Genomic DNA, 23,280 nt, shown 5'->3' on the forward strand with positions numbered 1-23,280 from the left:
GGGGGATTCCCGCTTATGATCAAGAAGTCCATCGGGCTGCTGGCCGGCATGCTGGTTACGTTTGCCGTCTATGCCGCGGGCGCGCAGCTGCGCGCCAGCCATCCGGATACCTACACGGTTCGCCGCGGCGACACGCTGTGGGATATCTCGGCGAAATTTCTCTCCAAGCCCTGGTTGTGGCCCGAAATCTGGCAGGCCAATCCGCAGGTGCAGAACCCGCACCTGATCTATCCGGGTGACGTGCTCAATCTGTCCTTCATCAACGGTCCCACGCTCAAGCTCGTACCGGGCGTGCACAGCAGCGACGACGCCGTGCCGGCGATTCCACTGTCGGAGCTGGGCATGTTCCTCAAGGACATGCGGGTGATGAAGTCCGAGGACGTCAGCTCGGCGCCGTACGTGGTCGGCATGGAGGAGGCCCGCCTGCGCGGCACCCCGGGCCAGAACCTCTACGTGCGCAATCTGCAGGCCGAACCCGGCCAGCGCTGGGCGATCGTCCGCCCGACCCACGTGTTCCGCGGTTTCGAGCAGGGCGACAAGAACGACGCCGAGAACGAGATCGTTGGGCATACGCTGGATGCCGACGTCTCGATGGTGCGCAGTCCGTGGTCGGAGGACTTCCGCAACGACGGCCACTACGGCCGCGGCGATGATCTTGGCGTGGAAGTGTCGGTGATCGGCACGGCCGAAACGCTGCGCACGGGCGACGTGTCGACCCTGCTGCTGCTCGACTCCACCATGGAGATCCGCAAGGGCGACCGCGTGATGCCGGTCGACGACCATCCGTACGACCCCTACTTCTATCCGCACGCGCCCAAGTCGGTGTCGCCGCATGCCCGAGTGATCGCCTTCGCCGACGCGCTCGATGCGGCCGGCAAGCGCCAGGTGGTGGCGCTGTCGATCGGCAAGCAGGACGGCGTCGAGAACGGCCAGACCTACGCCGTGTGGCAGCCGGGCGAGACCATCGCCGACGACGTAGCCGGCAACAGCTGGCGTCGCGGCACCTCGCCCGACGTGACCCTGCCGGAGGAATTCGTCGGCCACGTGATGGTGTTCCGTACCTTCGACCGCGTCAGTTACGGTCTGATCATGGACAGCCTGCGTCCGGTGCACCGCGGCGACACGCTGCGCATGCCCGAATAGGGCGCGGATCGGACGAAGCCCACAGGACGGCGCGGTGCTACCGCGCCGTTTTTGTTTGGGTGCCGCTTTTAGACTCGCGGCATGACCGACACCCACGATCTTCGCGACTGGCTTGTCGCCCTGCGCACCCCGGGGTTGGGCCCCGGCGGCCTGCGCGAGCTTCTGGCCGAACATGCCGGCCGCATGAGCGACGCACTGGCTGTGGTGTACCGGCAGCCCGGTAACGCCGGGGAGGCGGCCCGCCGCTGGCTGGAGCAGCCCGACGAGGCGCGCCTGGCCGAGGACATGGCCTGGCTGGCGCAGCCGGGACATCGGCTCTTGCGCTGCACGGACGAGGATTTTCCGCCGCCGCTTGAGACCATTCCGCAGCCGCCGGTGGCACTGTTCGTGGCCGGCGACGCGGCACTGCTGCTGCATCCGCAGGTGGCGATCGTGGGCGCACGCCGCGCCAGCCCCGCGGGGCTGGGCAACGCGCGCGCCTTTGCCCGTGCGCTTGGGCAGGCGGGCTTGCTGGTCACCAGTGGCATGGCCGATGGCATCGATGGCGCCGCGCACCTGGCCGCGCTCGATGCCGGCTTGCCCACCGTCGCGGTGGTGGGCACCGGGCCGGATCGCGTCTACCCGCGCAAACATCACGCGCTGGCCCAGCGCATCGTGGCCGGCGGCGCGCTGGTCAGCGAGTTTTCGCCCGGCACCGCGGCGCGGGCCGATCATTTTCCGCGGCGAAACCGTATCATCGCGGGCCTTTCGCTCGGCACGCTGGTGATCGAGGCCGGGCTGCAGTCCGGTTCGCTGATCACCGCTCGGTTGGCCGGCGAGCAGGGTCGCGAGGTGTTTGCCCTGCCAGGTTCCATCCACAACTCGCTCGCGCGCGGCTGCCATCGGCTGATCCGCGACGGCGCCCGGCTGGTGGAAGAGCCGGGCGAGGTAGTGGAAGCGCTGGCGCCGGCCGCGCGGGCGCTGGGATCGGAGCTGGCGCTGCGGTTGTCGGCGCCCTCGGCAACGACGGCTGCTCCCGCCGCAGCGGTCGACGGTGGCCGGCATGCGGACCCGCAGTACCGGCGGCTGCTCGATGCGCTGGGTCACGATCCGGTGCCGCTGGACGAGCTGGTCGCGCGCACCGGCCAGCCGGCCGCCGAGCTGTCCTCGATGCTGCTCATGCTGGAGCTGGAGGGACGCGTCGGCACCCTTCCCGGCAACCGCTACCAGCGTCTAGCGGGCTGAGCGAAGCCGCGCCAGGCCTCAGTTTCGTGCGGTTTGGCTTGACAGTCGTCGCGGCAACGTGGCTCAACTAGATATATGTGTCCGTCGCCAGCCGACGGTAATTCCCTTTTGGAACTCTCCGCCACATGGCAAAAAACCTGCTCATCGTCGAGTCGCCCGCCAAGGCCAAGACGATCAACAAATACCTCGGCAAGGACTTCCACGTCCTGGCCTCCTACGGCCATGTGCGCGACCTCAAGCCGAAGGAAGGGGCGGTCGATCCCGAGCACGGTTTCGAGATGAAGTACGAGGTGATCGAGCGCAACGAGAAGCACGTCGACGCGATCGCCAAGGCGGCCAAGCTGGCCGACGACATCTATCTGGCGACCGACTTGGATCGCGAGGGCGAGGCGATCAGCTGGCACATCAGCGAGATCCTCAAGGAGCGCGGCCTGGACAAGGGCAAGCGCATGCACCGCGTGGTGTTCTCCGAGATCACGCCCAAGGCGATCAAGGCGGCCGTGGCGGCGCCGCGCCAGCTCTCGCACGACCTGGTGGACGCCCAGCAGGCGCGCCGCGCGCTCGACTACCTGGTCGGCTTCAACCTGTCGCCGGTGCTGTGGCGCAAGGTGCAACGCGGACTGTCCGCGGGCCGTGTGCAGAGCCCGGCGCTGCGCATGATCGTGGAGCGCGAGGAGGAGATCGAGGCGTTCGTGGCGCGCGAGTACTGGAGCGTCGAGGCCCAGCTCAGGCACGCCGAGGGCGATTTCACCGCGCGCCTCACCAAGCTCAACGGCAAGAAGTTCGAGCAGTTCGACCTGACCAACGAAAACGATGCGATGACCGCGCGCGCCGCGCTGAAGGAGGCCGCCCGCGGCAGCCTTACCGTCAGCGAAGTCGGCTCGAAGGAGCGCAAGCGCCGTCCGTCGCCACCGTTCACCACCTCCACGCTGCAGCAGGAGGCCGCGCGCAAGCTCGGCTTCTCCACCAGCCGCACCATGAAGGTGGCGCAGGGCTTGTACGAGGGCGTGGCGCTAGGCAGCGAAGGCAACGTCGGCCTGATCACCTACATGCGTACCGACTCCACCATGCTCGGCGACGACGCGGTGGCCGAGCTGCGCCAGGTGATCGCCCACGAGTTCGGTGCCAAGGCGCTGCCTGACGGCGCGCAGGTGTACAAGACCAAGTCCAAGAACGCGCAGGAGGCGCACGAGGCGATCCGTCCCACCTCCGCGCTGCGCACGCCGCGCGAAGTCGCCGGCTTCCTCAATGATGAACAGCGCAAGCTGTACGAGTTGATCTGGAAGCGCACCGTCGCCTGCCAGATGATCCACGCCACGCTCAACACCGTGTCGGTCGAGTTCGCGCTCAGGCAGGTCGCCGGCGGCGAGGCGTCGTTCCGCTCCACCGGCACCACCGTGATCGACCCCGGCTTCCTCGCCGTGTACGAGGAGGGCCGCGACCAGAAGGCCGCCGAGGACGAGGACGAAGGCCGCCGCCTGCCGCGCCTGGTGGCCGGCGAAGTGGTGCCTCTCAAGGACATCCTGGCCGAGCAGCACTTCACCGAGCCGCCGCCGCGCTTCTCCGAGGCGAGCCTGGTCAAGGCGCTGGAAGAGCACGGCATCGGCCGACCGTCGACCTACGCCAGCATCATCCAGGTGCTGCTCAACCGCGAGTACGTGCTGCTCGACGCGCGGCGCTTCAAACCGACCGACGTCGGTCGCGCGGTGGGCAAGTTCCTGGTGCAGCACTTCACCCGCTACGTCGATTACGACTTCACCGCCAAGCTCGAGGACGAGCTCGATGCGGTGAGCCGCGGCGAGGAAGCCTGGGTGCCGCTGATGGAGCGGTTCTGGGTGCCGTTCAAGCAGCAGGTGGACGAGAAGACCGAGTCGGTCGACCGCAGCGAGGCCACCGGCGCGCGCGAGCTTGGCACCGATCCGAAGAGCGGCAAGCCGGTCTCGGTGCGCCTGGGCCGTTACGGGCCGTATGCGCAGATCGGCGACAAGGACACCGACGAGAAGCTGCAGTTCGCCAGCCTGCGCCCGGGCCAGAGCATGCACACGATCACGCTGGAGCAGGCGATCGAGCTGTTCAAGCTGCCGCGCAAACTCGGCCAGGCCGAGAATGGCGACGAGGTGAGCGTGGGCGTGGGCCGCTTCGGGCCGTTCGTGAAGCAGGGCAGCACCTACGCATCGCTCAAGCCCGAGGACGATCCGTATACCATCGAGCTGCCGCGCGCGCTGCAGATCGTGGCCGAGAAGCTGGAGATGCTCGCCAACCGCGTCATCACCGATTTCGGCAACGGCGTGCAGGTGCTCAACGGCCGCTACGGCGCCTACATCACTGACGGCGAAAAGAACGCGCGGATTCCCAAGGATGTCGAGCCGAAGGACCTCACCGAGGCGCAATGCCTGGAGCTGCTCGCTGCCGCACCGGTGAAGAAGGGCCGCTTCGCCAAGAAAACCGCGACCAAGAAGGCGGCCGCGAAGAAAGAACCGGCTGCGAAGAAGGCGGCGGCGAAGAAAACTGCCACCAAGAAAAGCGCCGCCAAGAAGAGCACGACAAAAAAGACCGCGGCCAAGAAAACCGCCACCAGGAAAGCCGCGGTGAAGAAGGCGGCCGCGCGCACCGGCGAGGGCTGATCGCCTTGCTGCATCGCTACGGCCCCGGCGAGATCGAGGGTGCGGCCCAGCTGCTGCGTGCCGGCGGCGTGCTGGCCTATCCCACCGAGGCGGTGTTCGGGCTGGGTTGCGATCCGCAGGATCTGGCCGCGTTCGAGCGGGTGTTCGCGCTCAAGCGGCGGCCGGCCGACCAGGGCGTGCTGCTGGTCGCGGCGGATTTCGAGCAGCTCGAACGTTACCTCGCGCTCGACCAGGTGCCCGAAGCGCAGCTGCACACGGTACAGGCCAGCTGGCCCGGGCCGCATACCTGGGTGTTCCCCCGCTCGGTGGCCGTGCCGGCATGGGTGGCCGGTGTGCACGAGGGCATTGCGGTACGCGTCAGCGCCCATCCGACGGTCGCCGCGCTGTGCCGTGCGTTCGGCGGTGCCATCGTCTCCACCAGTGCCAACCCGCATGGCCAGCCGCCCGCGCGTTCGCCGCAGGAGGTGATCGGCTATTTCGGCAACGCGCTGGATGGCCTGCTCGCAGCGCCGCTGGGCGGCGCCGAGCGGCCCTGCCCGATCCGCGATGCCCTCACCGGCGCTATCATCCGCCCCTGATCGCCTGCAGGGGCGCGTCGGGGCGCCGGCAGGCGTATTCGGGGCGAAGCGGGCGGCATCACGCGCAACATCGCATTCACGCCGGCTTCGACCAGCGTGGTCATGCTGCGCAGACAGCGCCGCTTGAGCGGCCGGGATCGCGGGAGTCATTCGTTTGGCTACAGTCTTCGACACAACGGCGCGCGAGGCGCAGCCGCTGCCACGGCTTCCGCTGCTGATGTCCGGAGCCGTCGCCGATCGCACGGTGGCGTGGCGCAACGGCATACCGGTCAGCGCGCGCCAGTTCCTCGCCGACGTGCAGCACGTCGCCGACCACCTGCCCGACGCACCCGCCGCCGTGAACCTGTGCGAGGACCGCTACGCCTTCCTCGTGGCGTTCAGCGCCATCGTGCTGCGCGGGCAGACCAACCTGCTCCCCTCCTCGCGTGCACCGCGCGCCATCGACGAAGTGATGGCGGCGCACCCCGGCTGTTACGCGCTGGGCGACCTGGCGCTGGATCCGGTGCCGCCGCATTACCACCATCTGCCGCCGCTGCGGGCCCGCGTCGACGCCGGCCCGGTTGACTGGCCGCAGATCGACGCCGACCAGGTGGTGGCGATCGGCTACACCTCCGGCTCCACCGGCCAGCCGGCCGCTCACGTGAAGACCTGGCGCAGCTTCCACGCCAGTAACGCGGGCAATCTGCGCATGCTGCGCGAACACGTCGACGGTCCGTTCAACGTGGTGGCCACCGTGCCGCCGCAGCACATGTACGGCATGGAGACGTCGGTGGTGCTGCCGCTGCTTGGCGACGTGGCGGTGTGCGGCAGCCGGCCGTTCTTTCCGGCCGACGTAGCGGCCACGCTGGCCGCCGTGCCGGCGCCGCGCGTGCTGGTGACCACGCCGGTGCACCTGCGTGCGCTGGTGGAGTCTGGGGTGACGCTGCCGCCGCTCGCCGCGATGCTGTCGGCCACCGCGCCGATGCCGATCGAACTGGCGACCCAGGCCGAGCAGCGCTACAGCGCACCGCTGCTGGAAGTATTCGGCTCCACCGAAACCTGCGTGTTCGCCAGCCGTCGGCCGGCGACGTGCGAGTTGTGGCAGCTGTACGAGGATGTCGCCCTGCACCCGCAGCCCGACGGCACCCAGGTGCACGCGCCGCAGCTGGCCGCGCCGGTGGTGCTGGCCGACCTGGTCACGCTGCACGAGGAGGGTCGCGCGTTCCGCCTGTGCGGTCGTCATGCCGACATGCTGGAGATCGCCGGCAAGCGCGCCTCGCTCGGCGACCTCACCCGCCGCCTGCTGGCCATTCCCGGCGTGCGCGACGGCGTGGTGCTGCAGCTGGACGAGCCGGATGCCCGCGGCGTGCGCCGCATCGCCGCGCTGGCCGTGGCGCCGGGCCTCGGCGAGGCGCAGATTCTCGACGCGCTGCGCGGCGCGATCGATCCGTTGTTCCTGCCGCGCCCGCTGCGCCTGGTCGACACGCTGCCGCGCAACGAAACCGGCAAGCTGCCGCGCGCGGCGCTGCTCGCCTTGCTCGCCGCACGCAACTGAAGCTGCCTCTGTCCGGCAGGTGACGGCCCGCGGGCCGACCGCGCCGGCCCTGCCGCTACAATGCGCGCCTGCGCCGCGGGCGCGTTGGGCATTTCGGAGCACGGCATGAAGGTTCTGGTCATCGGCAACGGCGGGCGCGAGCACGCGCTGGCGTGGAAGCTCAAGCAGTCGCCGCGGGTCGACGAGGTGATCGTTGCGCCGGGCAACGCCGGCACCGCGCGCGAGCGCGGCGTGCGCAACGCCGACGTGGCGGCGAACGACATCGCCGGCCTGCTGGCGCTGGCCAAGGCCGAGAAGGTCGGGCTCACCGTGGTCGGGCCCGAGGTGCCGCTGGTGGCCGGCGTGGTGGACAAGTTCCGCGGCGCGGGGATGCGCATCTTCGGCCCGCGCGCGATCGCCGCCCAGCTCGAAGGCTCCAAGGCCTTCGCCAAGGATTTCCTGCTCCGCCACAACATTCCCACCGCGCGCTACGCCGTGTTCACCGACTTGAACCGCGCGCTCGCCTACGTGCGTGAGCACGGCGCGCCGATCGTGATCAAGGCCGACGGCCTGGCGGCCGGCAAGGGCGTGGTGGTGGCGCTGACCCTGGCCGATGCCGAGCAGGCGCTGCACGACATGCTTGGCGGGCACGCCTTTGGTGACGCGTCGGCGCGGGTGGTGATCGAGGAATTCCTCGACGGCGAGGAGGCCAGCTACATCGTGATGAGCGACGGCAGCCACGCGCTGCCGATGGCCTCCAGCCAGGACCACAAGCGTCGCGACGACAACGACCTGGGCCCCAACACCGGTGGCATGGGCGCGTATTCGCCGGCGCCGGTGGTCACGCCTGAGGTAGAGCAGCGCATCCTCAAGCAGGTGATCGAGCCGACCCTGCGTGGCATGGCTGGCGAGGGCGCACCCTTCATCGGCTTCCTCTATGCCGGGCTGATGATCGACAAGGCCGGCAACCCGAAGGTGATCGAGTTCAACGTGCGCTTCGGCGATCCGGAGACGCAGCCGATCATGCTGCGGCTGAAGTCCGACCTGGTGGAACTGATCGAGGCGGCGCTCGACGGCGAGCTGCATCACACCAAGGCGCACTGGGATCCGCGCCCGTCGCTGGGCGTGGTGATGGCGGCCGGCGGCTATCCGGGCAAGGTCAGGAGCGGTGACGTGATCGAGGGCCTCGACGCGCCGCTCGCGCCGGACGCCAAGGTGTTCCATGCCGGTACCAAGCTTGATGCGCAAGGCCGTCCGGTCACCGCCGGCGGCCGCGTGCTCACCGTCTGCGCGCTGGGCAAGGACATCGCTGCCGCCCGCGAGAACGCCTACGCCGCGGCGGCGAAGATCCGCTTCGAGGGGGCCTTCTACCGCCGCGATATCGCGCACCGCGCACTGCACCGGCGCTGAGACGTGTGCCTGCGCTTGCGGCCGAAGCTGCACGCGTGAGCGCGTGGGAAGAGGACGCCAGACCGACTCCGGCGCTGCGCGGCGACACAGGATGTTGTTCGTATGCCGAGTGCATCATCGCCGCCGCCGCAGGAGGACCGCCAAGCGACTCGCATGCTCCGGCGTGAGCGCATGCAGGCAGATGGCTCCCGCTCTTGCCGGTGCCGCACCGACCATGGCGCGAATGGCCATCCATTCACGCTAGGCTAGGCGCCGGCGTTTTCCCACGGGACCTGCATGAGCCAATTCACCCTGCTCGGCCGCCGGCGCTTCGCGCCGTTCTTCTGGACCCAGGCGCTGGGCGCGTTCAACGACAGCGCGTTCCGCAACGCGATGGTGATGCTGGCGGCGGTGCAGATGGGGCTGCCGGACCGCGAGGTGTCGCTGTACACCAACCTTGCGCCGGCGCTGTTCATCCTGCCGTACTTCCTGTTCTCGGCCACCGCCGGCCAGCTGGCGGAGAAGTTCGAGAAGACGCGGATCATCCGCTACGTGAAGCTGTTCGAGATCGCCGCGATGGCGCTCGCCGCGTGGGGCTTCCACACCCACAACCTGCCGCTGCTGCTGGGCGTGCTGTTCATGATGGGTGTGCACTCGACCGTGTTCGGGCCGATCAAGTACGCGATCCTGCCGCAGGCGCTCAAGCCCACCGAGCTGGTCGGCGGCAACGGCATGGTGGAGATGGGCACCCAGCTGGCAATCCTGATCGGCATGGTCGCCGGCAACTCGCTGATGCTCCTTGCCGGCATCGGGCCTTGGGCAGCGGCGGCGGCGACGCTCACCGTGGCCGCCGTCGGCTACGCCTGCAGCCGCGCCATTCCGCCCGCGCCGGCCACCGCGCCGCACCTGGTGTTCAATCCCAACCCGGTCACCGAAACCGTGCGGGTGCTCGGCATCACGCGCGCCGACCGTGCGGTGTTCAATGCGGTGCTGGGCATCTCCTGGTTCTGGTTCTTCGGCACCATGCTCACCGCGCAGCTGCCGCTGTTTGCCAGGCACAACCTCGGCGGCGACGGCAGCGTGCTGACCCTGGTGCTCACGCTGTTCTCGCTGGGTACCGGCGTCGGTTCGCTGCTGTGCGAGCGGATGTCCGGCAAGCGGGTGGAGATTGGTCTGGTGCCGCTGGGTGCTTTCGGGCTGACCGCGTTCGGGGTGGACCTTTATCTGGCGCGCCCAGGAACGGCGGCGCAGATGGGCTTGCACTGGCAGGCGTTCCTGGCCGCCGCGGGCAGCTGGCGCATCGTGCTCGACCTCACCCTGATCGGCGTGTTCGCCGGCTTCTACGTGGTGCCGCTGTTCGCCTTCGTGCAGGCGCGCACGCCGCGCGACCGGCTCTCGCGGGTGATCGCCGGCAACAACATCCTCAACGCGCTGTTCATCGTGGTCGCTTCGGTCGCCGGCTTGGCGTTGAGCCGGGCGGGGCTGGGGTCGGCGCAGATCTTCCTGGTCGCGGCGCTGCTCAACGTGCTGGTGGCGGTCTACATCTTCACCCTGGTGCCCGAGTTCCTGATGCGGTTCATCACCTGGGTGCTGGTGAACACGCTCTACCGCGTGCGCGTCGACGGCATGCGGCACCTGCCGGAGGAGGGTCCGGCGCTGCTGGTGTGCAACCACGTGAGCTTCATGGATCCGCTGCTGCTGATGGCGAACCTGCGCCGGCCCGCGCGCTTCGTCATGTACTACCGAATCTTCAACATCCCGCTGCTGAAGTTCGTGTTCCGTACGGCCAAGGCGATTCCCATCGCCGGGCAGAAGGAAGACCCGGCGGTGCTGGCCGCCGCCTACGAGGCGATCGACGCGGCGCTGGCCGATGGCGAGGTGGTGTGCATCTTCCCCGAGGGCGGGCTCACCCGTGACGGCGCCATCGCCACCTTCCGCCCCGGCGTGGAGAAGATCCTCGCGCGTCGCCCGGTACCGGTGGTGCCGATGGCGCTGAGGGGCTTGTGGGGCAGCGTATGGAGCCGGCGCGATTCGGCGATGGGACGCTCGCGCCTGCCGCGGCGTTTCCGCGCGCGGGTGGAGCTGGTGGTGGATGTGCCGATCTTGCCGGAACAGGCGACGGCGTCCGCGCTGGAGATGCGGGTCAGAGAACTGCGCGGCGACCTCGCCTAGCCGGTTGTGGTCTTCGGGCTCAGGCCAGCCAGCTGCCCATCACCACCAGCGCGACGACGCTCATCCAAGCCACCAGCGCGCGCAGGAAGGCGCTGCGCATGCGCACCAGTTCGAGCAGCGGATCGCTGCGCTCTTCCACGTAACCGTCGCCGGCCTCGATCTCCACGTCGATGTCCGCACAGGCTGCATCGGCCAGAAAGCCGGGCTCCTCGCGATACCAGTGGCCGGCGCCGGCCTGCTGGCGCCAACGGTTCCACGCGGCCATCACCGCGTCCCAGTGGCCGACCACGGCCAAGGTGAACACCAGCAGCTGCGCCGGCACCCAGTCCAGTGCGTTGGCGGTGCGCCGTGCCGCCTCGCGGCTGGCGCCATCGAGCGGCAAGGACTCGCCGCGGCCCAGCGTCTGCACCAGCCGGTAGGCCAGCGCGCCGGCCGGGCCGAGCAGGAAGAACCACAGCAGCGCGCCGAAGCGCCGGCGCAGCGCGGCATAGGCGATCGCCTCGCCCAGCGCATGGGCGTTCCATGCCACGCGCTCGCCGCCGTCCGCCAGCTGCTGGGCGGCGGATTCGCGGCCGGGGCGATCGGTGGCGGCGAGGATCGCTTCGAGATCGGCCTCGAACGCGCGCGGACCGAAGCAGAACAGCAGCACCAGCACGTCGAGCGCGAGCAAGGCCAGGTCGCCCAGGAACGCGCGATGCAGCAGCCCGGCGAGCAGCAGGCAGAGCACGACGGGCACGCCAGCGATCACCAGCACCCGCACGGCGCCGCGCAAGTCGCTCAGTGCAGCAACCCAGCGACGCTGGAGGCCGTCGACATGCCAGCGGGCCAGTTGCGGCAGCAAGTGCAGCAGGCCGAGGGCGACCAAGGCTGCAAGCAGGCGGATGGCCATGCGGAAACTCCAGGAACGGAAGTCCGCATTGTAAGCGACCGATTCAGCGCGCGCGGGCGATCAGCTCGTCCAGCGCGAGCCCGGCGCGCTCGTGCAGCCAGTGTGCAAGCAGCCGATAGGACACCGACAGCTTCGGCGGGGTGGCGAAACTGCCGTCGGCCAGGCCGGACTGGATCTGGGCGGGCGTGAACCAGCGCGCTTCCTCCAGCTCGCCATCGCGCAGGCAGATGGCGCGGTCGTGCGCGGTGGCGGTGAAGCCGATCATCAACGAGGCGGGCAGCGGCCACGGCTGCGAGGAGTGATAGTGCACCTCGTCCACGCGCACACCGGCCTCTTCGGCCACCTCGCGGCGCACGGCGTCCTCCAGCGATTCGCCCGGCTCCACGAAGCCGGCGAGCGTGGAATAGCGACCGGCCGGCCAGCTGGCCTGGCGGCCGAGCAGGCAGGCACCGTCGTGCTCCACGATCACGATGATTGCCGCATCGGTGCGCGGGAAATGCAGCTTGCCGCAGTCGATGCTGGTGCACTGGGCACGATGGCCGGAGGCCACCAGCGCCACGCGTGCGCCGCAGGCGGTGCAGTGGCGCATCTCACGCTGCCAGTGCGCCAGGCCCTTCGCATAGGCGAACAGTGCCGCCTCGTGGGCGTCCAGCTGCAGGCCGGCCTGGCGCAGGTGCATGCGTCGGGCACCGAGCGCTTGTTCAAGCGCCGCTGCGTCGGGTGCGTGCGATCCGGCTGCATCCAACCTCAGCAGGAAGTAGGCATGCTCCTCGTCGGTGCCCAGAAACGTGGGCTCGGCATCCGGCATCCAGCTGGCGCGCTCGCCGGCACCAAGCCAGCGCAGCGATTCGGCGTCGCGCTGGACGTAGGCCAGATCGTCACCATCGAGCACCAGGAAGCGGGCCTCGGGGGCACTGGCGCGGGCATCCACCCAGTCGCGCTCGTCGCGGCGTTCCGCCGCGCGGTCGAGGCGCAGGCTGAGGCCGCTGAAAGTGTTCTGCTGCTGCACGCCGCGTGGATCCGGCTCAGGTGGAGAAGGAGGAGCCGCAGCCGCAGGTGGTCTTGGCGTTCGGATTGCGGATCACGAACTGCGAGCCGGAAAGGTTCTCGGCGTAGTCGATCTCGGCGCCGCCGAGGTACTGCAGCGACAGCGGATCGACCAGCAGCGTGACGCCCTCGCGCTCCAGCGCCAGGTCGTCCTCGGCGCGCGTTTCGTCGAAGGTGAAGCCGTACTGGAAGCCCGAGCAGCCGCCGCCGGTGATGTACACGCGCAGCTTGAGCTCGGGATTGCCCTCTTCCCGGATCAGCTCATGCACCTTGCGCGCTGCCGCGTCGGTGAAGACGAGTGGCGCCTGCGCGCTGCGGTAATCGGGAAAGGCGACGATGGTTTCCATGAAGGCTACATATGAGGTGGCAAACGCCCGACATCAAGCATAGCGCGTCCGGGCTGGCCCAATGCTCGGTCGCGCCTGCGGCCGTTCACCTCCGCATCGACTGCGGGCGGACCGGACGCAGCCTCGACGGGCGGGATAAGGAGCGCGCCTGGGCGGATGCGTCGACGTCGCTTGCCGCCGCGCGCGCTCGGCACGAGCGGGACGGCCGTGCGCTCAGGCCGATTCTGCTTCGCTGGCGGCCGGTGCATTGGTCAATGCTTTTGGGGCAGTCAGTTCGCGGGCCACTTCCGCACCCACGTGGACCATGCGCCCGTTCACCTGCGCGCCAGCGGCCATTTCCAGCACGCGGTAGTGGACGTCACCGGAAATGCACGCCTGCGCGGCCAGTTCGAGCCGCACATCGCTGAGCACGTTACCGTCGATGCGGCCGTTGACGACCGCGTGCGCCACGCGGATCTCGCCGATCACCTGGCCGTGCTCGCTTACGGTCAGCACCGCATCCTCCGCCTCGGCGATTACCGCGCCTTCGATGCAGCCGTCCAGGTGCAGCGCCCCGGTGAAGTGCACGTCGCCGCGAAGGATGGTGCCGCGGGCGATCAGGCTGGTGTCATGACTGGGCGACTCGCGCCCGGCGCGTTTACGGTTGAGCATCGTTGTCCCCTGGGGCATTGGTGATGTTGCCGTTGAGCGCATCGGCCCACGCCACGGTACGGTCGGCGGCGGTGCCGCTGCCGGGCATGGCGTGGATGCGCAACCGGGTGGGCCGGAAATCGGCCGGCAGCACGAAGGTGGCGTGCAGTTGCTGGAAATACTTGAAGGCGAACGGCAGACCGTCCTTCTGCGCCGCGTCGCCCAGGGCGTCCCAGCCGAGTTGCTCCACTTTGTCGCCGCGCAGCCCTTCCACCGTCACGGTGGCCTTGCCGCTGGTCTGGTCGCCGCGCCGCACGTTCTGGGTGAGGCTGAGCGTGAGGTTCCATGCCCGCGACTGCGGTACGGCCTGCACGCGGACCTCCTGCACGCGCAGACCCTGCCGCTGGCCGTCGCCGCCAACCAGGCGCGAATAGAATCCCAGATCCGCCCGCAAGCCGCTGATCTGCTCTTCGCGTTCGGTCAGCGTGCCCTGCAGCGAGCGCATCGCCACGTCGTTGACCTGTTGCGAGCGCTGCAATCCGGCCACCTGCTGCTTGAGCTGCTCGTTCTCCGCCTGCAGCTGCTTGAGCGCCGCGCGATTGTTGTGCACCAGCGGCACCGGAGCCTGGGGCAGCCACAGCGCAATCACCGCGACCGCGATCAGACTCAGCGGCCACGCCACCGTCAACAGCAGGCGCTGCCGACGCCGACTGGCGAGATCGTGGGTCTGCACGACGAAGCGCGGTGGTGGACGAGGCGGCATCCGACCCCTCCGGATAAAGAGGGAACGTATAGCCGTCCCGTGACGGAAGCGTCAAGGAACGCCGCGCGAATCTGCCAAGCGCGCCTCAGCGCGTCAGTAGCACGCCTTTGCCCTGATGAGGGTCGGATGGAACAGTGGGATCGGCAACAACGCCGTCCGGCGAAAGGGCTCAGGCGGCTTCGCGACCTTTGCCGGAGCTGCCGTGTTCGCGCGGCGGAGGCGGCGAGCCGATCTGCATGCTGAGCAGCCCTTCCACCAGTGGTGCGAACTGGCGTAACGCACGTTCGTACACCTGGCGCTTGAAGTTCACCACGTGGGCCGCGGGATACCAGAAGTCGACCCAGCGCCACAGGTCGAACTCGGGCTTCTCGCAGGCGTCGAGCTTCAGCGCATCCTCGCCCCCGACCAGGCGCAACAGGAACCACACCTGTTTCTGCCCGATGCAGGTCGGGCGCTGGTGGTGGCGAACGTAGCGATGCGGCAGCCGGTAGCGCAGCCAGCCTCGAGTGGCGCCGACCACCTGGACGTGCTCGGGCGACAGCCCGGTTTCTTCCTGCAGCTCGCGGTACATCGCCTCCAGCGGCGTCTCGTCGCTGCGCATGCCACCCTGCGGAAACTGCCATCCATCGCGGTTGACGCGACGCGCCCAGAACAGTCGGCCATCGCCATTCAACAGCACGATGCCCACGTTCGGACGATAGCCATCAACATCGATCATGTCGTCTCCTGGAGAAACCCCGGAGTCAGCCGCTGCACTGCATGCGGAGCCGGCATTTCCGTGGACGATTCAACCATAGCGGCCAAATGGGCAGCAAGCCGAGACTTGAACCGCATCCACCCGGCCATTACACTGCCGCGCCCCGCTGGTCAGAACCGGCCAGCGGCAGCGACAGTTCATGGCTATGTAGCTCAGCTGGTTAGAGCACAGCACTCATAATGCTGGGGTCGGTGGTTCGAGTCCACCCATAGCCACCATCCGCCCCGCCGACGTTTCCGCGCCATGCGCGGGCTTCTCTGATTCCGGCGAGACGTCATGCACATCTTCAAAGTTTTCCAGATCGAGGCAGCGCATCGCTTGCCCAACGTGCCGCCTGGGCACAAGTGCGCGCGGCTGCACGGGCATTCGTTCCGCGTCGAGATCCACGTGCAGGGCGAGCCTGATCCGTCGCTGGGCTGGGTGATGGACTTCGCCGACGTCAAGGCGGCCTTCGCGCCGCTCTACGAGCAGCTGGACCATCACTACCTCAACGACATCGAGGGGCTCGAGAATCCGACCAGCGAAATGCTCGCGCGCTGGATCTGGCAGCGCCTCGCGCCGCGTCTGGCCGGGCTGGACCGGGTGGTGGTGCATGAGACCTGCACTTCCGGCGCGGAGTGCTCGGCGCGCAGCTTTTGATGCGATGCATTACTAGCCGGACCGCTGTCATCCGACTGAAAAACATGACTTTTGGCTAAACGTTTCGGGTTGACACAAAAAATATATTGCACTGCAACAACGTTCTTGGTAAGGTGGCTCCACTACCACCCACCCCATCGAGGGGAGATCACCATGAATCAGCAGTTCACCAACCACGCGTTTGCCTATGCCAAGCAGTTCTCCGACAGTGCCTTCAAGGCCCAGTCGCTGGCTCTGAAGGGTTTCGAGGCCGTCGCCGGCCTGCAGTTCAAGGCCCTCGAGAAGCAGGCCCAGGCTTCCGCCGACTTCCTCGCCGAGGCGATGGAGGCACGCGATATCGACGGCTTCCGCTCCCTGTGGGAGAAGGGCGCCAGCCTGAGCCGCGACAACGCCGAGCGCGCCGTTGCGGTCAGCCAGGAAATCTTCGCGGTGTCGCAGAAGACCGCCGAGTCGCTCGGCGCGATCATGCAGGAGCAGCAGCAGGCCGCCAACGAGGCCGTGACGGCTCCGGTACAGGCGGCGTCGAAGAAGGCTTCGAGCAAGTAATCGCACGCCTTGCGTCGAAAAGGCCGGGTCTTCGGACCCGGCCTTTTTTGTGCGTGAACTGCGACAACTTAGCCCACGGTCGGCTTGTCGCTGCAAAGCGCCGCCTGTTACAATTCCAAAGCTTGGACCGTGCCCCACCAACCTGACGGACCGGTGCCGCTGACACAGCGAAACCGTGGGGGATGTCACGTGCTCAACAGCTTAACCTCGGGTCGACGTCTCGCTGCGCGCGTCATCGTGCTGCAGCTGGGAATCGCCGCAATCCTGGGTGTCGCTTTCCTGTGGCAAGGGCCTCGTTCGGCGCTCGCCGCGTTCGGTGGTGGTGCGATCGTGGCACTGGGCACAGCCCTGCTCGCCTGGCGCACCTTCGCCGGGTGGAGTGCCGGAGGGCTGGCGATGGGGCGTCTGCTGTCGGGCATGGTTCTGAAGTGGATGGTGATCATCGCGGGACTGATTGCCATCCTCGGCCAATACAAACTGCCGCCACTGGCCGCTTTGACAGGGCTGGTGGCTGCCTACGCAATAAATCTGCTGGCGTTTCGATTCAAGGGTTGAGGCATGGCTACCGAGCCGCAAGGCGGTCTAACCGAATATATCCAGCACCACCTGCACCACGATACGGTGCAGCTGGGCAACGGTCCGTTCATGGCGATCCACCTCGATTCACTGGTGGTGTCCTTCGCGCTTGGCCTGGTGTTCTGCCTGTGGTTCTGGCTGAAGGCGCGCAAGGCAACCTCGGGCGTGCCGTCGAAAGGCCAGGCCTTCGTCGAGCTCATCGTGGAGTTCGTCGACACCCAGGTGAAGGACACCTTTCACGGTGACCGCCGCACGGTGACGCCGCTGGCGCTGTCCATTTTCATGTGGGTGACCTTCATGAACACGATGGACCTGCTGCCGCTCGATGCGCCGGGCATGGCCGTCAAGACCATGGGCGGCGCGGAAATGGCGCACCACACCTTCTTCCGCTGGGTGCCCACGGCTGACATCAACACGACGATCGGCCTGGCGCTGTGCGTGTTCTTCATCGTGATCGGTCACGGCATGAAGGCCAAGGGCACGCTGGGTTTCGGCAAGGAACTGGTGACCGCGCCGTTCCATGCCCACAACCCCATCGTAAAGCTGGTGCTGGTGCCGGCCAACCTCAGCCTCAACATCATCGAATACCTGTCTAAGCCGGTGTCGCTGGCCATGCGACTGTTCGGCAACATGTACGGCGGCGAGCTGGTTTTCATGCTGATCGCCGGACTGTTCGCTGGCTGGATCAGCTTCCTGCCCGGCGTGCTGTTCAACACGGCGTGGGCGATCTTCCACATCCTGATCATCCTGCTCCAGGCGTTCATCTTCATGATGCTCACCATCGTCTACATCGCGACGGCGCACGAGCATCACTGAGTCCCTCGCTTTATCCGGTTTCGCCTCAATCCGCTTTGCCCTAACCACTCTAAGTAAAGATTCACAGGAGAACTCCATGAACCTCGTCGAACTCGTCGCTCACGTCCAGGGCCTCACCGCCATCGCCATCGGCATCATCATCGGCCTCGGCGCGCTGGGCGCCTGCTTGGGCATCGCCATCATGGGCTCCAAGTTCCTTGAGTCGGCTGCCCGTCAGCCGGAGCTGGTTCCGCTGCTGCAGGGTCGCATGTTCCTGCTCGCCGGTCTGATCGACGCGGCATTCATCATCGGCCTGGCCGTGGCCCTGCTGTTCGCGTTCTCGAACCCGCTCATCGCCGCCCTGAAGGTCGCCACCGGCGGTTGATCGGCGCGATAACAGTCGCCGCCGTGTGATAGCACGGCGGCGATCGGCGGTTTAACGCGTTACCGGAGTCAATCGGAAAGCTCATGGATATCAATCTGACTTTCCTGGGCCAGATGGTGTCGTTCGCCATCCTGGTCTGGTTCACCACCAAGTTCATCTGGCCGCAGCTCAACGCCGCGATCGAAGAACGCCAGAAGAAGGTCGCCGAGGGTCTGGCGGCTGCCGAGCGCGCACGCGCCGAATTGAAGGACGCCGACGCCAAGGCGGCGGTCGAGATCAAGCAGGCTCGCCAGCAGGCGGCCGAGATCGTCGAGCGCGCCCAGCAGCAGGCCAACCAGATCGTCGACAAGGCCCGCGCCGAGGCGCTGGTCGAGGCGGCGCGCGTGAAGGCGGCGGCCACGGAAGAAGTCGCCAGCATGCAGCAGCGTGCGCGCGAAGAGCTGCGCGGCTGGGTCGGTCGTCTGGCGATACAGGGCGCCGAGAAGATCGTGCAGCGCGAGATCGACGCGACGGCGCACAAGGCCATGCTCGACCAGCTCGCTGCCGAGATCTAAGCCATGAGCCAAGCCATCACTCTCGCTCGACCGTATGCGCGCGCTGCTTTCGAGTTGGCACGTGCAGCTGGCGACATCGGCGCCTGGTCGCAGGCGCTGGCGTTTGCCGCGGCGGTTTCTGCCGACGCCCGGGTGAGCGATCTGAGCGGTGATCCGCGCGTGCAGGTAGCGCAGCTGGTTGCGCTGCATCTGCCGCGCGACATGGCCGTGGATGCGCCGTTCGGCCGCTTTCTGGCGGAGCTGGCGGAACACCGCCGCCTCGCCCTGCTGCCGGAAATCGCCGCCCTGTACGAAACCTACAAGCGCGAAGCCGAGTCGCAGCTGCTGGTGAAGGTGACCAGCGCGATGGCTCTGGATGCAGCGCAGACGGAACTGCTGAAAGCTTCGCTGAAGCGCCGCTTCAAGCGCGAGATCGAACTGGAAACCCAGGTCGACGCCTCGCTGCTGGCAGGCGTGGTGATCGACACCGGCAGCGAAGTGATCGACGGCTCGGCACGCGGTCGTCTCGACCGTCTCGCCACGGCCCTCACGCACTGACACACGTTTCAAAAATCATCGGGTGCCGTTGACTCGGCGCGAACCCAAGGATAACGACCTATGTCCAGCACCACTCTCAACCCGTCCGAGATCAGCGAGCTGATCAAGAACCGCATCGAGCAGTTCAAGCTCGGCGCGGAGGCCCGCAACGAGGGCACGATCATCAGCGTGTCCGACGGCATCGTGCGCATCCACGGTCTGGCTGACGTGATGCAGGGCGAAATGATCGAGCTGCCGGGCAGCGCGTATGCCCTGGCGCTCAACCTCGAGCGCGATTCGGTCGGCGCCGTGGTGCTGGGCGAGTACCAGCACCTGCGCGAAGGCGACACCGCCAAGACCACCGGCCGCATCCTCGAAGTGCCGGTCGGCCCGGAGCTGCTCGGTCGCGTCGTCGACGCGCTGGGCAACCCGATCGACGGCAAGGGCCCGATCAACGCCAAGCTCAACGCGCCGATCGAGAAGGTTGCGCCGGGCGTGATCTGGCGCAAGTCGGTCGACCAGCCGCTGCAGACCGGCTACAAGTCGGTCGACGCGATGATCCCGGTCGGCCGCGGCCAGCGCGAGCTGATCATCGGCGACCGCCAGACCGGCAAGACAGCGCTGGCGATCGACGCGATCATCGCGCAGAAGGATTCGGGCATTAAGTGCATCTACGTCGCGATCGGCCAGAAGCGCTCGTCGATCGCCAACGTGGTGCGCAAGCTGGAAGAGAACGGCGCGCTGGCCAACACCATCATCGTGGTGGCCTCGGCGTCCGAGTCGGCCGCGCTGCAGTACGTGGCGCCGTATTCGGGCTGCGCGATGGGCGAGTACTTCCGCGATCGCGGCCAGGACGCGCTGATCGTCTATGACGATCTGTCCAAGCAGGCCGTGGCCTACCGCCAGATCTCGCTGCTGCTGAAGCGTCCGCCGGGCCGCGAAGCCTATCCGGGTGACGTGTTCTATCTCCACTCGCGTCTGCTCGAGCGTGCTGCTCGCGTGTCCGAGGAATACGTGGAGAAGTTCACCAATGGCGAAGTGAAGGGCCAGACCGGTTCGCTCACCGCACTGCCGATCATCGAGACCCAGGGCGGTGACGTGTCCGCGTTCGTGCCGACCAACGTGATCTCGATCACCGACGGCCAGATCTTCCTGGAGACCGACCTGTTCAACGCCGGCATCCGCCCGGCCGTGAACGCCGGTATCTCGGTGTCGCGCGTGGGTGGTGCGGCGCAGACCAAGATCGTCAAGAAGCTGTCCGGCGGCGTGAAGCTGGCGCTGGCGCAGTACCGCGAGCTGGCCGCGTTCGCGCAGTTCGCCTCGGACCTCGATCCGGCCACCCGCGCCCAGCTGGACCGCGGCCAGCGTGTGACCGAGCTGATGAAGCAGGCGCAGTACGCGCCGCTGTCGATCGCCGAGCTGGCGCTGTCGGTGTACGCGGCCGAGAAGGGCTACCTCGACGACCTGCCGGTCAACAAGGTGCTGGCGTTCGAGAAGGGCCTGCACGCGTTCTTCCACCAGAACCACGGCGAGCTGATGAAGAAGCTGGTCGCCACCGGTGACTGGAACAACGACATCGAGGCGACCTTCAAGGCTGGCCTGGACGAGTACAAGAAGACCGGCAGCTGGTAATCGGCAGCCCGCGCTGCGGTCGTTCGATGATCGCAGCGCCCTCCGGTGACGCACCGGGATCGCAATAACCCAAAAGGTTGAGGCAAACGTGGCAAGCGGACGCGAAATCAAAACCAAGATCAAGAGCACGCAGAACATGCGCAAGGTGACGCGTGCGCTGGAGATGGTCTCGGCCTCGAAGATCCGCCGCGCGCAGGACCTGATGAAGGCCTCGCGTCCCTACGCCCGGCAGATGCGCAAGGTGATTGCGCACGTGGCTCAGGCCAGCACCGACATCGCCCATCCGTTTCTGGTGGAACGGGAGAAGGTGGCACGGGTGGGCTACATCGTGGTCAGCACCGATCGCGGTCTGTGCGGCGGCCTCAACTCCAACCTGTTCCGCCGGCTGCTGCCGGCGATCCTCGCGTGGCAGCAACAGGGTGTCGAGGTCGACGTGGTGGCCGTGGGTCAGAAGGCCGTGCAGTTCTTCCGCCGCCTCAAGGGTGTCAATCTCGTCGGCAGCGTCACTCACCTGGGCGAGAAGCCCAAGCTCGAGCAGCTGGTGGGCGTGATCAAGGTGGTGCTCGACGCGTACACCGACGGCAAGCTCGATCGCGTGGTGCTGGCGTACAACGACTTCGTCAACACCATGACGCAGAAGCCGACGCTGGACGCGCTGCTGCCGCTGCCGCTGGTCGCCGCAGAGCTGGAAGCCCACCAGGCGGCGGGCGACTCGGCCTACGCTGGCATCAAGCTCGAGCAGACGCACGACTGGGACTACATCTACGAGCCGGATGCGGCCACGGTGCTGGTCCATGTGCTGAACCGCTACATCGAGTCGGTGGTGTACCAGGCAGTGCTGGAGAACCTCGCCAGCGAGCATGCCGCGCGCATGGTCGCCATGAAGAGCGCGTCGGACAACGCCAACAAGGTGATCGGCGAACTGACGCTGATCTACAACAAGGCGCGCCAAGCCGCGATCACCCAGGAAATCTCGGAAATCGTCGGCGGCGCCGCGGCGGTATAAGCGCAGGCATCCCGCCTGCAAGAGCAGATCAAAAGCGGTCATTCATGACCGCACTATTCCAAAGAGCAGGCGACCTTCACCGGGCGCCGTGGTTTGACCAGACACTAAAAGATCCATTCGGAGCACACCCATGAGCCAGGGCAAAGTGGTACAGATCATCGGCGCGGTCATCGACGTGGAGTTCGCACGCGATCAGGTGCCGCAGGTTTACGACGCGCTGAAGATCGACGGCACCGACATCACGCTGGAAGTGCAGCAGGTGCTCGGCGACGGCATCGTGCGCACCATCGCGCTCGGGTCGACCGACGGCCTCAAGCGCGGTCTGGTGGCCCGCAACACCGGCGAAGGCATCAAGGTGCCGGTCGGCAAGGCGACGCTCGGCCGCATCATGGACGTGCTCGGCAATCCGATCGACGAGGCCGGCCCGATCGGCGAGCAGGACCGCTGGGTGATCCACCGCGAGGCGCCGAGCTACGCCGACCAGGCGGCGGCCACCGACCTGCTGGAGACCGGCATCAAGGTCATCGACCTGATCTGCCCGTTCGCCAAGGGCGGCAAGGTCGGCCTGTTCGGCGGCGCCGGCGTGGGCAAGACCGTGAACATGATGGAGCTGATCAACAACATCGCCAAGGCGCACTCGGGTCTGTCCGTGTTTGCCGGCGTGGGCGAGCGTACCCGCGAGGGCAACGACTTCTACCACGAGATGAAGGACTCCAACGTGCTCGACAAGGTGGCCATGGTGTACGGCCAGATGAACGAGCCGCCGGGCAACCGCCTGCGCGTGGCGCTGACCGGCCTGACCATGGCCGAGTACTTCCGCGACGAGAAGGACGAGACCGGCAAGGGCAAGGACGTGCTGCTTTTCGTCGACAACATCTACCGCTACACGCTGGCCGGTACCGAGGTGTCCGCGCTGCTCGGCCGCATGCCGTCGGCAGTGGGTTACCAGCCGACGCTGGCCGAGGAAATGGGCGTGCTGCAGGAGCGCATCACCTCGACCAAGACCGGCTCGATCACCTCGATCCAGGCCGTGTACGTGCCCGCGGACGACCTGACCGACCCGTCGCCGGCCACCACCTTCGCCCATCTGGACGCGACCGTGGTGCTGAGCCGCAACATCGCCTCGCTCGGCATCTACCCGGCGGTGGACCCGCTGGATTCGACCAGCCGCCAGCTCGACCCGAACGTGATCGGTCAGGAGCACTACGACGTCGCTCGCCGCGTGCAGGGCACGCTGCAGCGCTACAAGGAGCTCAAGGACATCATCGCGATCCTGGGCATGGACGAGCTCTCCGAAGAGGACAAGCAGGCCGTGGCCCGCGCGCGCAAGTGCGAGCGCTTCTTCTCGCAGCCGTTCCACGTGGCCGAGGTGTTCACCGGCTCGCCGGGCAAGTACGTGTCGCTGAAGGAAACCATCCGCGGCTTCAAGATGATCGTGGACGGCGACGTGGACCACCTGCCGGAGCAGGCGTTCTACATGGTCGGCGGCATCGACGAGGCGATCAAGAAGGCCGAGGAGATGGGCGCCAAGAAGGCCGCCTGATCCCACGGGGCG

23 protein-coding genes and 1 tRNA gene are annotated in these 23,280 nt (G+C 67.4%); 18 read left to right on the top strand and 6 right to left on the bottom strand.

All coding sequences use genetic code 11. From position 1 onward, the window contains the following. Window positions 1-15: 15 nt before the first annotated feature. From ISP17_RS01310 to ISP17_RS01340, 7 genes are all read left to right on the top strand, one after another. Window positions 16-1,143 carry a LysM peptidoglycan-binding domain-containing protein gene (locus ISP17_RS01310; RefSeq protein ID WP_404629708.1) on the top strand — a complete coding sequence of 376 codons (1,128 nt, stop codon included), beginning with the start codon at window positions 16-18 and terminating at the stop codon, window positions 1,141-1,143. A gap of 81 nt (window positions 1,144-1,224) precedes the next feature. Further along, window positions 1,225-2,367: a DNA-processing protein DprA gene (dprA, locus tag ISP17_RS01315; RefSeq protein ID WP_404629709.1), complete on the top strand. Its 1,143-nt coding sequence runs from the start codon at window positions 1,225-1,227 to the stop codon at window positions 2,365-2,367. Window positions 2,368-2,492: 125 nt separating this feature from the next. Beyond that, window positions 2,493-4,991 carry a DNA topoisomerase I gene (locus tag ISP17_RS01320; protein WP_404629710.1) on the top strand — a complete coding sequence of 833 codons (2,499 nt, stop codon included), beginning with the start codon at window positions 2,493-2,495 and terminating at the stop codon, window positions 4,989-4,991. Window positions 4,992-4,996: 5 nt separating this feature from the next. Continuing rightward, the gene (locus ISP17_RS01325) at window positions 4,997-5,569 is read left to right on the top strand and encodes an L-threonylcarbamoyladenylate synthase (RefSeq protein WP_404629711.1); all 573 of its coding nucleotides are present in this window, start codon (window positions 4,997-4,999) and stop codon (window positions 5,567-5,569) included. Window positions 5,570-5,723: 154 nt separating this feature from the next. Further along, window positions 5,724-7,103 carry an AMP-binding protein gene (locus ISP17_RS01330; protein WP_404629712.1) on the top strand — a complete coding sequence of 460 codons (1,380 nt, stop codon included), beginning with the start codon at window positions 5,724-5,726 and terminating at the stop codon, window positions 7,101-7,103. A gap of 105 nt (window positions 7,104-7,208) precedes the next feature. Beyond that, complete coding sequence (gene purD, locus ISP17_RS01335; RefSeq protein ID WP_404629713.1) at window positions 7,209-8,492, top strand: phosphoribosylamine--glycine ligase; 1,284 nt, start codon at window positions 7,209-7,211, stop codon at window positions 8,490-8,492. Window positions 8,493-8,768: 276 nt separating this feature from the next. Further along, window positions 8,769-10,643: an MFS transporter gene (locus ISP17_RS01340; protein WP_404629714.1), complete on the top strand. Its 1,875-nt coding sequence runs from the start codon at window positions 8,769-8,771 to the stop codon at window positions 10,641-10,643. Window positions 10,644-10,662: 19 nt separating this feature from the next. Here the strand turns inward: ISP17_RS01340 and ISP17_RS01345 are convergent, their stop codons facing one another. The 6 genes from ISP17_RS01345 to ISP17_RS01370 form a co-directional block, all read right to left on the bottom strand. After that, entirely contained in the window at window positions 10,663-11,532 is an 870-nt protein-coding gene (locus tag ISP17_RS01345) for a beta-lactamase induction protein (protein WP_404629715.1), read from the bottom strand. Between the two features lie 43 nt (window positions 11,533-11,575). Continuing rightward, on the bottom strand, window positions 11,576-12,541 hold the full coding sequence (nudC, locus tag ISP17_RS01350; RefSeq protein ID WP_404629716.1) for an NAD(+) diphosphatase: 966 nt from the start codon (window positions 12,539-12,541) through the stop codon (window positions 11,576-11,578). 16 nt (window positions 12,542-12,557) lie between these two features. Further along, a complete protein-coding gene (gene erpA / locus ISP17_RS01355; protein ID WP_404629717.1) occupies window positions 12,558-12,926 on the bottom strand; it encodes an iron-sulfur cluster insertion protein ErpA in 369 nt (122 codons plus the stop codon). Between the two features lie 213 nt (window positions 12,927-13,139). Next, on the bottom strand, window positions 13,140-13,577 hold the full coding sequence (locus ISP17_RS01360; RefSeq protein WP_404629718.1) for a bactofilin family protein: 438 nt from the start codon (window positions 13,575-13,577) through the stop codon (window positions 13,140-13,142). Further along, entirely contained in the window at window positions 13,564-14,319 is a 756-nt protein-coding gene (locus tag ISP17_RS01365) for a DUF6776 family protein (protein ID WP_404629719.1), read from the bottom strand. The genes ISP17_RS01360 and ISP17_RS01365 overlap by 14 nt, the downstream gene beginning before the upstream one ends. Window positions 14,320-14,488: 169 nt before the next feature. Further along, entirely contained in the window at window positions 14,489-15,037 is a 549-nt protein-coding gene (locus ISP17_RS01370; protein WP_404629720.1) for an RNA pyrophosphohydrolase, read from the bottom strand. Window positions 15,038-15,217: 180 nt separating this feature from the next. On the opposite strand from ISP17_RS01370, the gene ISP17_RS01375 reads away from it, so the two are divergent. From ISP17_RS01375 to atpD, 11 genes are all read left to right on the top strand, one after another. Further along, window positions 15,218-15,294, top strand: a tRNA-Met gene (locus tag ISP17_RS01375). Between the two features lie 58 nt (window positions 15,295-15,352). Then, entirely contained in the window at window positions 15,353-15,715 is a 363-nt protein-coding gene (gene queD / locus ISP17_RS01380; RefSeq protein WP_404629721.1) for a 6-carboxytetrahydropterin synthase QueD, read from the top strand. 153 nt (window positions 15,716-15,868) lie between these two features. After that, the gene (locus tag ISP17_RS01385) at window positions 15,869-16,261 is read left to right on the top strand and encodes a phasin family protein (protein ID WP_404629722.1); all 393 of its coding nucleotides are present in this window, start codon (window positions 15,869-15,871) and stop codon (window positions 16,259-16,261) included. 189 nt (window positions 16,262-16,450) lie between these two features. Further along, window positions 16,451-16,816 (top strand): ATP synthase subunit I, encoded by a 366-nt coding sequence (locus ISP17_RS01390; protein WP_404629723.1) that lies wholly within the window; start codon window positions 16,451-16,453, stop codon window positions 16,814-16,816. 3 nt (window positions 16,817-16,819) lie between these two features. Then, a complete protein-coding gene (gene atpB / locus ISP17_RS01395) occupies window positions 16,820-17,653 on the top strand; it encodes a F0F1 ATP synthase subunit A (protein ID WP_404629724.1) in 834 nt (277 codons plus the stop codon). A 76-nt stretch (window positions 17,654-17,729) separates the two neighbouring features. Next, complete coding sequence (atpE, locus tag ISP17_RS01400; RefSeq protein ID WP_404629725.1) at window positions 17,730-18,017, top strand: F0F1 ATP synthase subunit C; 288 nt, start codon at window positions 17,730-17,732, stop codon at window positions 18,015-18,017. Between the two features lie 83 nt (window positions 18,018-18,100). Further along, window positions 18,101-18,571 (top strand): F0F1 ATP synthase subunit B, encoded by a 471-nt coding sequence (locus tag ISP17_RS01405; RefSeq protein ID WP_404629726.1) that lies wholly within the window; start codon window positions 18,101-18,103, stop codon window positions 18,569-18,571. 3 nt (window positions 18,572-18,574) lie between these two features. Next, a complete protein-coding gene (locus tag ISP17_RS01410; protein ID WP_404629727.1) occupies window positions 18,575-19,108 on the top strand; it encodes a F0F1 ATP synthase subunit delta in 534 nt (177 codons plus the stop codon). A 60-nt stretch (window positions 19,109-19,168) separates the two neighbouring features. Further along, entirely contained in the window at window positions 19,169-20,719 is a 1,551-nt protein-coding gene (gene atpA / locus ISP17_RS01415) for a F0F1 ATP synthase subunit alpha (RefSeq protein WP_404629728.1), read from the top strand. Window positions 20,720-20,807: 88 nt separating this feature from the next. Further along, complete coding sequence (atpG, locus tag ISP17_RS01420) at window positions 20,808-21,725, top strand: F0F1 ATP synthase subunit gamma (RefSeq protein WP_404629729.1); 918 nt, start codon at window positions 20,808-20,810, stop codon at window positions 21,723-21,725. A gap of 130 nt (window positions 21,726-21,855) precedes the next feature. Beyond that, window positions 21,856-23,268 carry a F0F1 ATP synthase subunit beta gene (gene atpD / locus ISP17_RS01425; protein WP_404629730.1) on the top strand — a complete coding sequence of 471 codons (1,413 nt, stop codon included), beginning with the start codon at window positions 21,856-21,858 and terminating at the stop codon, window positions 23,266-23,268. Window positions 23,269-23,280: the final 12 nt, after the last annotated feature.

The sequence above is a fragment of the Dyella ginsengisoli genome (assembly GCF_044904665.1).
In the GTDB taxonomy this organism is placed as follows: Bacteria; Pseudomonadota; Gammaproteobacteria; order Xanthomonadales; family Rhodanobacteraceae; genus Dyella_A; species Dyella_A ginsengisoli.

Excerpts from the sequence above, each read along its gene's own strand:
- atpA (WP_404629728.1), top strand. The coding sequence starts at position 19,169 with ATGTCCAGCACCACTCTCAACCCGTCCGAGATCAGCGAGCTGATCAAG.
- ISP17_RS01345 (WP_404629715.1), bottom strand. The coding sequence starts at position 11,532 with ATGGCCATCCGCCTGCTTGCAGCCTTGGTCGCCCTCGGCCTGCTGCAC.
- ISP17_RS01365 (WP_404629719.1), bottom strand. The coding sequence starts at position 14,319 with ATGCCGCCTCGTCCACCACCGCGCTTCGTCGTGCAGACCCACGATCTC.
- atpB (WP_404629724.1), top strand. The coding sequence starts at position 16,820 with ATGGCTACCGAGCCGCAAGGCGGTCTAACCGAATATATCCAGCACCAC.
- ISP17_RS01370 (WP_404629720.1), bottom strand. The coding sequence starts at position 15,037 with ATGATCGATGTTGATGGCTATCGTCCGAACGTGGGCATCGTGCTGTTG.
- ISP17_RS01410 (WP_404629727.1), top strand. The coding sequence starts at position 18,575 with ATGAGCCAAGCCATCACTCTCGCTCGACCGTATGCGCGCGCTGCTTTC.
- ISP17_RS01385 (WP_404629722.1), top strand. The coding sequence starts at position 15,869 with ATGAATCAGCAGTTCACCAACCACGCGTTTGCCTATGCCAAGCAGTTC.
- ISP17_RS01320 (WP_404629710.1), top strand. The coding sequence starts at position 2,493 with ATGGCAAAAAACCTGCTCATCGTCGAGTCGCCCGCCAAGGCCAAGACG.
- queD (WP_404629721.1), top strand. The coding sequence starts at position 15,353 with ATGCACATCTTCAAAGTTTTCCAGATCGAGGCAGCGCATCGCTTGCCC.
- erpA (WP_404629717.1), bottom strand. The coding sequence starts at position 12,926 with ATGGAAACCATCGTCGCCTTTCCCGATTACCGCAGCGCGCAGGCGCCA.
- ISP17_RS01310 (WP_404629708.1), top strand. The coding sequence starts at position 16 with ATGATCAAGAAGTCCATCGGGCTGCTGGCCGGCATGCTGGTTACGTTT.
- ISP17_RS01340 (WP_404629714.1), top strand. The coding sequence starts at position 8,769 with ATGAGCCAATTCACCCTGCTCGGCCGCCGGCGCTTCGCGCCGTTCTTC.
- ISP17_RS01360 (WP_404629718.1), bottom strand. The coding sequence starts at position 13,577 with ATGCTCAACCGTAAACGCGCCGGGCGCGAGTCGCCCAGTCATGACACC.
- dprA (WP_404629709.1), top strand. The coding sequence starts at position 1,225 with ATGACCGACACCCACGATCTTCGCGACTGGCTTGTCGCCCTGCGCACC.
- atpE (WP_404629725.1), top strand. The coding sequence starts at position 17,730 with ATGAACCTCGTCGAACTCGTCGCTCACGTCCAGGGCCTCACCGCCATC.
- atpD (WP_404629730.1), top strand. The coding sequence starts at position 21,856 with ATGAGCCAGGGCAAAGTGGTACAGATCATCGGCGCGGTCATCGACGTG.
- purD (WP_404629713.1), top strand. The coding sequence starts at position 7,209 with ATGAAGGTTCTGGTCATCGGCAACGGCGGGCGCGAGCACGCGCTGGCG.
- ISP17_RS01405 (WP_404629726.1), top strand. The coding sequence starts at position 18,101 with ATGGATATCAATCTGACTTTCCTGGGCCAGATGGTGTCGTTCGCCATC.